This is a genomic window from Amycolatopsis sp. NPDC004625 (assembly GCF_040609695.1).
In the GTDB taxonomy this organism is placed as follows: Bacteria; Actinomycetota; Actinomycetes; order Mycobacteriales; family Pseudonocardiaceae; genus Amycolatopsis.
Genome location: NZ_JBEXKX010000035.1, coordinates 51,088 through 58,692, shown reverse-complemented (window position 1 = coordinate 58,692; position 7,605 = coordinate 51,088). Strand labels below are relative to the sequence as shown.

Annotated in this window: 9 protein-coding genes; 3 read left to right on the top strand and 6 right to left on the bottom strand. The window is 71.7% G+C overall.

The window, feature by feature from the left end:
* Positions 1 to 130: 130 nt before the first annotated feature.
* Together ABZW17_RS32500 and ABZW17_RS32495 are read right to left on the bottom strand one after the other, a co-directional pair.
* Positions 131 to 523 (bottom strand): VOC family protein, encoded by a 393-nt coding sequence (locus ABZW17_RS32500; RefSeq protein WP_354822751.1) that lies wholly within the window; start codon positions 521 to 523, stop codon positions 131 to 133.
* A 4-nt stretch (positions 524 to 527) separates the two neighbouring features.
* Positions 528 to 1,325, bottom strand: a complete 798-nt coding sequence (locus ABZW17_RS32495; RefSeq protein ID WP_354822749.1) for an AraC family transcriptional regulator — start codon at positions 1,323 to 1,325, stop codon at positions 528 to 530.
* An 82-nt stretch (positions 1,326 to 1,407) separates the two neighbouring features.
* Here ABZW17_RS32495 and ABZW17_RS32490 point away from each other — a divergent pair, with 82 nt between their 5' ends.
* The gene (locus ABZW17_RS32490; protein ID WP_003057586.1) at positions 1,408 to 1,662 is read left to right on the top strand and encodes a hypothetical protein; all 255 of its coding nucleotides are present in this window, start codon (positions 1,408 to 1,410) and stop codon (positions 1,660 to 1,662) included.
* Here ABZW17_RS32490 and ABZW17_RS32485 read toward each other — a convergent pair.
* From ABZW17_RS32485 to dxr, 4 genes are all read right to left on the bottom strand, one after another.
* Positions 1,651 to 2,322 carry a class I SAM-dependent methyltransferase gene (locus ABZW17_RS32485; protein ID WP_354822746.1) on the bottom strand — a complete coding sequence of 224 codons (672 nt, stop codon included), beginning with the start codon at positions 2,320 to 2,322 and terminating at the stop codon, positions 1,651 to 1,653. The genes ABZW17_RS32490 and ABZW17_RS32485 overlap by 12 nt on opposite strands.
* 16 nt (positions 2,323 to 2,338) lie before the next feature.
* Positions 2,339 to 3,490 (bottom strand): flavodoxin-dependent (E)-4-hydroxy-3-methylbut-2-enyl-diphosphate synthase, encoded by a 1,152-nt coding sequence (ispG, locus tag ABZW17_RS32480; protein WP_354822744.1) that lies wholly within the window; start codon positions 3,488 to 3,490, stop codon positions 2,339 to 2,341.
* Positions 3,491 to 3,608: 118 nt separating this feature from the next.
* Entirely contained in the window at positions 3,609 to 4,823 is a 1,215-nt protein-coding gene (locus ABZW17_RS32475; RefSeq protein ID WP_354822742.1) for a site-2 protease family protein, read from the bottom strand.
* Positions 4,824 to 4,826: 3 nt separating this feature from the next.
* Positions 4,827 to 6,029: a 1-deoxy-D-xylulose-5-phosphate reductoisomerase gene (dxr, locus tag ABZW17_RS32470; RefSeq protein WP_354822740.1), complete on the bottom strand. Its 1,203-nt coding sequence runs from the start codon at positions 6,027 to 6,029 to the stop codon at positions 4,827 to 4,829.
* 94 nt (positions 6,030 to 6,123) lie between these two features.
* Here dxr and ABZW17_RS32465 point away from each other — a divergent pair, with 94 nt between their 5' ends.
* Positions 6,124 to 6,381 (top strand): DUF2631 domain-containing protein, encoded by a 258-nt coding sequence (locus ABZW17_RS32465; RefSeq protein ID WP_354822738.1) that lies wholly within the window; start codon positions 6,124 to 6,126, stop codon positions 6,379 to 6,381.
* 117 nt (positions 6,382 to 6,498) lie between these two features.
* Positions 6,499 to 7,596: an acyltransferase gene (locus tag ABZW17_RS32460; protein ID WP_354822736.1), complete on the top strand. Its 1,098-nt coding sequence runs from the start codon at positions 6,499 to 6,501 to the stop codon at positions 7,594 to 7,596.
* Positions 7,597 to 7,605: the final 9 nt, after the last annotated feature.

Sequence of the window (7,605 nt, the reverse complement as noted above, 5' to 3'; positions counted from 1 at the left end):
GGGCGGCCGGCCCCGCCCCCCGCCCGCGGTCGGGTTGGTGTTCGTCTTTCTCTCCCTGGAACTCGACCCCCCCCCCCCCCCCACGACCCTGGGGCCGCGCAGGTCATCGCCGGGCGTCGGCAGGCCGGGGTCAGGCCGCGCCGCGGTAGGTGCCGACCGTCCAGGAGTTGCCCTCCGGGTCGCGGAGGCTGAACGTGTGCGAGCCGTACTCGGTGTCGGTCAGTGACGCCGTGATCTCCGCGCCCGCGTCCTGCACGCGCGCGTGGATCTCGTCGACCTTGTCCGACACCACGTACACCGCCGCCGTGCCCGGCTTCATCGCGTCGTGGACGCCGTCGGGCGGGCGGACGCTGCCCAGCATCACCGCGCCACCCTCGGGCCAGCGCAGCTCGGCGTGCGCGATCAGCTCGCCCTCGGGCACCACCAGCGCCTCGGTGAAGCCCAGGACGTCGACGAGGAAGCGGACCGCGGCCGGGGCGTCGTCGTACCGGAGAGCGGGCCAGACGTTCGGTTCGGGAGTCATGCCGTCAGCTTCGCGCCACTTCCGCCTCCTGGTCTTGGAGGAACGGGAGCTCCTCGGCGATCCACGTGCCCGGCGTGCAGCCCGCCAGCGCCCGCCATTCGTTCGTCAGGTGCGCCTGGTCGTAGAAGCCGCACTCGACCGCCAGCGACGCCAGGTCCGCGTGCCCCTGCCGCAGCAGCCGCCCGGCCCGCTCGAACCGCAGCACCCGCGCCACCTGCTTCGGCGGCAGCCCGAGCTCCGTGCGGAACCGCTCGCCCAGGTACCGCCGGCTCCAGCCGACCTCGTCCGCCAGGTCCGCCACGCGCACCCGCCCGTCCGCCCGCCGCAGCCGGCGCCACGCCTCGCCCAGCTCGGCCGGCGGGGCCACCGGGTCGACGGCCCGGGCGGCCAGGACGTCGTCGAGCAGCGCGAACCGTTCGGCCCAGGTCGGCAGCGAACCCAGCTGCTCCGGCAGGGAGCCGAGGCCGAAGTCGGCGAGGTCGGCCACCTCGCCGCTCAGCTCCGCCGCCGTGACGCCGAAGAGCGTCCGCACGCCCAGCGGGTCGAGCTCCAGCTGCAGCCCCTCCTGCACGCGGTCCTGCCGGATCAGCACCGCGCGCGTGTGCAGGCCGCCGAGAAGGGCCTGCAGGCTCCGCCCGGCCATCCGCACCGGCCCGGCGAGGCTGATGACGAGCGTCACGTGCCGCGACGGCAGGCCGCGGTGGACGGCCAGCGTGACGCCCTCCTGCGCGTACCCGACATAGCGCGTGACCAGGGGCCGCACCACCGGGTGCGGATCGTGGACAGCCCAGGTCACGGTCACGAATGCGAGCGTAATCGTCACCACCGACAGTTCCGGGTCTGATAACACGGACGTGCGTCCCCACCGCGGAAGGAACCACCCGATGACGATCCAGGAGCAGGCGCAGCAGCTGGAGCTGCTCGCCGACCAGGTGCCGACCGGCATCGCGCTCGCCACCAAGAGCGACCTCGAAGACCTCCAGGCCCAGGTGCTCGGCCTGCTCGGGGAGACGTCCACCGCGACCGCGATCCAAGGCGCGATCCAGCTCGCTTCGCAGCAGATCGACGAGGTCGCGGCCGCGCTCGAGAACGTCCGCCTGCAGATCCGCGACGCCGCCCAACACCACCTACAGGGCTGAGTAGTGCGAGGCGACGGCCGGCTGGCCCGTGTAGTTGGGGCCGGCCCGGTCGTCCGCGCCGAGGTACCGGAACGGCAGCGTGCCCGAGAAGGGGCCGTCACGCCGGATCCGGTGGGTGCGCGCGTCGTACTCGAACCCCGCGGAGCGCAACGCCCGCAGGACGCGGCGCGCCCCGCCCGGCGCCTGGATCCCGGCGACGTCGAAGTTCGCCACGAACACGCCGTGGTCACTCAGCCAGGACGCCGCCCGCAGCAGCGCGCCCAGCTTGTCGCCGACGTAGTGCAGGCCGTGCACGCAGGTGACGAGGTCGTACCGGGCGCCGGGCAGCCACGTCGTGATCGACGCCGCCACGAACCGCACCGGCCCGGCCGCCGCGAAGTACCCGACCAGGTCCACGCCGGTGATGTCCAGGTCCGGCCGGGCGTCGGCCGCGTCCAGGAGGGCGCGCCCGCTGCCGCAGCACAGGTCGAGCCAGCGGGCGCCCGGCGGCAGGCCCAGGATGTCGTGACCGAGGACGCGCGCGTAGCCGTCACGGCCGGCCAACCGGCGCTCGCGGTTCATCGCCCGGTTGGCCACCACGGACGACGCCTCCAGAGCGTCGTCCGGCAGCAGATCAGCCGTGACATCCGGGGCTTCGCCCCGGGCCGGGGACTCCGTCACCCGGACCCCCTGAAAATCAGCCGGCGGTGACCACCGGCGCGCCCTCACCGAGGGACTCTCCGGCCTCCTCGGCGATGCGCATGGCCTCTTCGATGAGCGTCTCGACGATCGCGTGCTCGGGGACGGTCTTGATGACCTCGCCCTTGACGAAGATCTGGCCCTTGCCGTTGCCCGACGCCACGCCGAGGTCGGCCTCGCGGGCCTCCCCCGGGCCGTTGACGACGCAGCCCATGACGGCCACGCGCAGCGGGATCTCCATGCCCTCGAGCCCGGCGGTGACCTGCTCGGCGAGCGTGTAGACGTCCACCTGCGCGCGGCCGCACGACGGGCAGGACACGATCTCCAGCTTGCGCTGCTTGAGGTTCAGCGACTGCAGGATCTGGATGCCGACCTTGACCTCTTCGACCGGCGGCGCGGACAGCGAGACGCGGATCGTGTCGCCGATGCCCTGGCGCAGCAGCGCGCCGAACGCGACGGCCGACTTGATCGTGCCCTGGAACGCCGGCCCGGCCTCGGTGACGCCGAGGTGCAGCGGGTAGTCGCACTGCTCGGCGAGCAGCTCGTAGGCGCGCACCATGACCACCGGGTCGTTGTGCTTCACCGAGATCTTGATGTCGTGGAAGTCGTGCTCGGCGAACAGCGACGCCTCCCACAGCGCCGACTCGGCCAGCGCTTCCGGCGTCGCCTTGCCGTACTTGTCCATGATCCGCTTGTCCAGCGAACCGGCGTTGACGCCGATCCGGATCGGCGTGCCGTGGTCCTTCGCGGCCTGAGCGATTTCCTTGACCTGGTCGTCGAACTTGCGGATGTTGCCCGGGTTCACGCGCACCGCGGCGCAGCCGGCCTCGATCGCGGCGAAGACGTACTTCGGCTGGAAGTGGATGTCGGCGATGACGGGGATCTGCGACTTGCGCGCGATCGCGGGCAGCGCCTCGGCGTCGTCGGCCGACGGGCACGCCACGCGGACGATGTCGCAGCCCGCGGCGGTCAGCTCGGCGATCTGCTGCAGGGTCGCGTTGACGTCGGAGGTGAGCGTCGTCGTCATCGACTGGACGGAGATCGGGAAGTCGCTGCCGACGCCGACCGAACCCACGTGGAGCTGGCGGGTCTTGCGGCGCTCGGAGAGGACGGGCGGGGGCAGGGCGGGCATACCGAGTGCGACGGTCACGGCTTCCAGCGTACCTACCCCGACCGGGCCACCTTCACCATGTCAACCGTCACGGTGAGCAGCGTTACGGCCTGTGCGGCGCGCCACGGAGGAGCCGGAACCCCTCCGTGGCGGGTCGCTACTGCAGGCGGATCGGGTTGACGATGTCCGCGGTCACCGTGAGTAGCGTCACTGCGCCGCCGATGAGGACCAGCACCATCGTGATCCCGGACAACCTGGTGTAGTCGACGGGCCCGCCGGCCACCTTGCCGCGCTTGGCGCGGATCCAGTCGCGGACGCGCTCGTACCAGACCACCGCGATGTGCCCGCCGTCCAGCGGCAGGAGCGGCAGCAGGTTGAACACGCCGATGAAGAAGTTCAGGCTGGCCAGCAGGAAGAAGAACAGCACCCAGATGCCCCGCTCGACGGCCTCGCCGCCGATCCGGCTCGCGCCGACGACGCTGACCGGGGTGTTCGGGTCTCGCTCGCCGCCGAAGATCGCCGTGACGACGGCGGGGATGCGCTGGGGGAACTCGACGAGCCGCTGGGCCGTCTCGGCGAACATCGTGCCGGTGAAGCTGAACGTGGCACCGACCGCGGCGACCGGGCCGTACTGGGTGGTCACGGCGGGCTGCTGCGGGGAGGCGCCGATCATGCCGACCTCCTTGACGCCGGCGGTGGTCCAGCGCTGCACCTGCGGCACGTCGACGATGAGCGCGAGCCGCTGGTCGCCGCGCTGGACGTCGAACTCGGTGCGGCCCTTGGTGGCCTGCACCGCGGCGAGCATCTCGGTCCAGCTCGCGACCGGCTTGCCGCCGACGGCGAGGATCTTGTCGCCCGCCCGCAGCCCGGCGGCCTCCGCCGGGCGCACGGACCCCGGCGGGCAGCTGGTGTCCTTGGCCTGCTCCTCGGTCGTCGCCGACCGCGCGCAGGACGTCGCCGAGAGCACCGGCGTCGTGTCGGCGGGGGTCAGGTTCGGCAGGCCCATGGTCACGGCCATCAGGTAGAGGACCACGAAGCCGAGGATGAAGTGGGTGATCGACCCGGCCGACATCACGACGGTGCGCTTCCAGGTCTTGAACCGCCACATCGCGCGCGGCGCCTCGTCCGGGGTGACCTCGTCGAGCGCGGTCATGCCGGCGATGTCGCAGAACCCGCCGAGCGGGATCCACTTCAGGCCGTATTCGGTCTCGCCGCGGCGCCACGAGAAGACCGTCGGCCCGAAGCCGACGAAGTACCGCCGGACCTTCATGCCGAAGGCCTTCGCCGTGACCATGTGGCCGGCCTCGTGCAGTGCGACGGAGACGCAGATCCCCAGCGCGAAGAGCACCACACCGATGATGTAGGCGAGCACCCGCTACTTCCCCTCGATGATCGAACCGGCCCGTGCCCGAGCCCAGCGCTCGGCCGCGAGTACGTCCTCCACGTCGCGTGGTTCGCGACGCCATTCGTCGGCGGCTCCCACCACCTCGGACACAGTGTCCACTATCGACGTGAAGCTGGTGTTCTGCGCGAGGAAGGCGGACACGAGCTCCTCGTTCGCGGCGTTGTAGACGGCGGGCAGGCAGCCGCCCGCGGTGCCGCAGTGCCGGGCCAGCTCGACGGCCGGGAAGGCGTCGTCGTCCAGCGGCTCGAACGTCCAGGTCGCGGCCTTGTCCCAGGTGCACGCGGGGGCGGCGCCGGGGACGCGGTCCGGCCAGTGCAGCGCGAGCGCGATCGGCAGCCGCATGTCGGGCGGGCTGGCCTGGGCGATCGTCGAGCCGTCGGTGAAGGTGACCATCGAGTGCACGATCGACTGCGGGTGCACGGTGACGTCGATCTTCTCCGGCGCGATGCCGAACAGCAGCGCCGCCTCGATCAGCTCGAGGCCCTTGTTGACCAGGGTGGCGGAGTTGATCGTGATCAGCGGGCCCATGGACCAGGTCGGGTGCGCCATCGCCTGCTCGACCGTGACACCGGCGAGGTCGGCGCGCCTGCGGCCGCGGAACGGGCCGCCGGACGCGGTCAGGACCAGCCGCGCGACCTCGGTTTCCCGGCCGGCCCGCAGCGCCTGCGCGATGGCGGAGTGCTCGGAGTCGACCGGCACGAGCTGCCCGGGCTTGGCCGCGGCGAGCACCAGCGGCCCGCCGGCGATGAGCGATTCCTTGTTGGCCAGCGCGAGGGTGGCGCCGGTGGCGAGCGCCTTGAGCGTCGGCTCGAGGCCGCGGGACCCCGGCAGGGCGTTGAGCACGGTGTCGACGGACACGGCGTCGATCAGCTCGGTGACGGCGTCGGAGCCCGCGAAGAGCCTCGGGAGCTTGAACTCGCCCTGGGCGTACCCGCGCTTCTGCGCCTCGGCGTACAACGCGAGCTGGACGTCCTCGGCGGCCGTGGCCCTGGTCACGGCGACGGCATCGACGCCGTGGGCGATCGCCTGCGCGGCGAGCGCGGCGGGATCGGCACCGCCCGCGGCGATCCCGGCCACCCGGAACAGGTGCGGGTTGCGCGCGGCGACGTCGAGGGCCTGCACGCCGATGGACCCGGTCGAGCCGAGCACGAGAACGCTTCGCGAGGTAGTCATCGCCGGTCATTGTCGCGCGGGGCGTGTCCGCGGTGCACCCGGAGGTGTGGGATCATCGGCGGGTCCGAGGTTCACGGGGTTTGAGGAGTTCATCGTGGCAGGCAAGGCGGTCGAGAAGAGGCGGCCCGAGGTGGACCCGCGCGACGAGCCGTCCGCGGCCTGGGGCTGGCACGGCTCGTTCCCGAAGGCCACCCGCATCGCCGGCTGGGTCAGCGCGATCATCCTGCTGGTGATGATCAAGGGCAACCACGAGAACAACACCGAGAACGTGTGGCTGATCGGCCTCTCGCTGTTCCTGATCCTGCTGCTGGTCCTCGACATCCGGAAGCAGCGCACCGCCTGGCGCAAGTAAGCAGGCCGCGCGCGGTCCGTCACCGTCGCCCCATAGGTCCCCCCAACGAGTGAATGCCGGGATCGCCCGATTACAGTGTGCGGGTTCTCAGCTGAGCATTCGTGGGGGGATCACGCAATGATGACGCACGACGAGTACCTGGCGACCCGAAGATTCCCGGCCCTCGACGGCGTCCGCGCCGTCGCCGCCGTGCTCGTGGTCGTCTTCCACTACGGCGGTCCCAACTGGGAACGGGCCAACGGCTGGATCGGGGTGCACCTGTTCTTCGTGCTCTCCGGGTACCTGATCACCACGCTGGCGCTGCGCGAGGAAGACCGCGCCGGCCGCGTCTCGCTGGCGGAGTTCTACATCCGCCGGGCGTTCCGGATCCTCCCCGTCTACTACGTCGTCATCGGCGTGGTCGTCGTCTTCGCCTACTTCCGCGGGCTGGGGCTGCGGCACAGCGGCATCGTTTCCGCGCTGCCGTGGAACGTCGCCTTCGTCGGCGAATACCACCAGATGGCCCTGTTCGGCCAGGCCTGGACCCTCGGCGTCGAGCAGAAGTTCTACCTCGTGTGGCCGCTGCTCGCGTTCGGCCTCGGCGCGCTCGGCTTCGTGAAGCGCCTGAGCCTCGCCCTCGGGCTCGTGGCCATCATGCTCGCCCTGATCCCCTTCATGCCCTACGCGGGCGCGTACTCGCCGATCCTCATCGGCTGCACGCTGGCGATCGTGCTGCACCACCGCAAGGGCTTCGCCGCGCTCCGGGTGTTCACCCACCCCGTCACCGGCCTCGTGGTCGCCGCCGCGCTGATCGCGGTGCAGACGCAGTTCGGTGAGATCGCCGAGTTCGTGCACGACGAAGGCGGCTCGATCACCGGCACCGGGTACATCCTGCTGGCGGCCCTGCTCGTGCCGTCCCTGGTCGCCGGCGGCGGCCCGCTGGCGTGGGTCCTCTCGCGGCGGCCGATGCGGTTCGTCGGCGAGCGCTCGTACTCGCTCTACCTCATGCAGGGCGTCGTCGCGCTGGCGCTCGCGGGGGCCATCCCGCAGTTCGCGCCGCACCGGACGCTCACCGCGGTCGCCGTGACGATCGCCGGGCTGCTGGCGGCGGACCTGCTCTACCGCTGGGTCGAGGTCCCGATGATCGACGTCGGCCGCCGCATCATCGCGCGGCGCCGGGCGAAGAAGATCGAGCCGGCCGCCGAAGTGACCGAGCCGGCGCTCGCCACGGTCTAGAACCGCAAC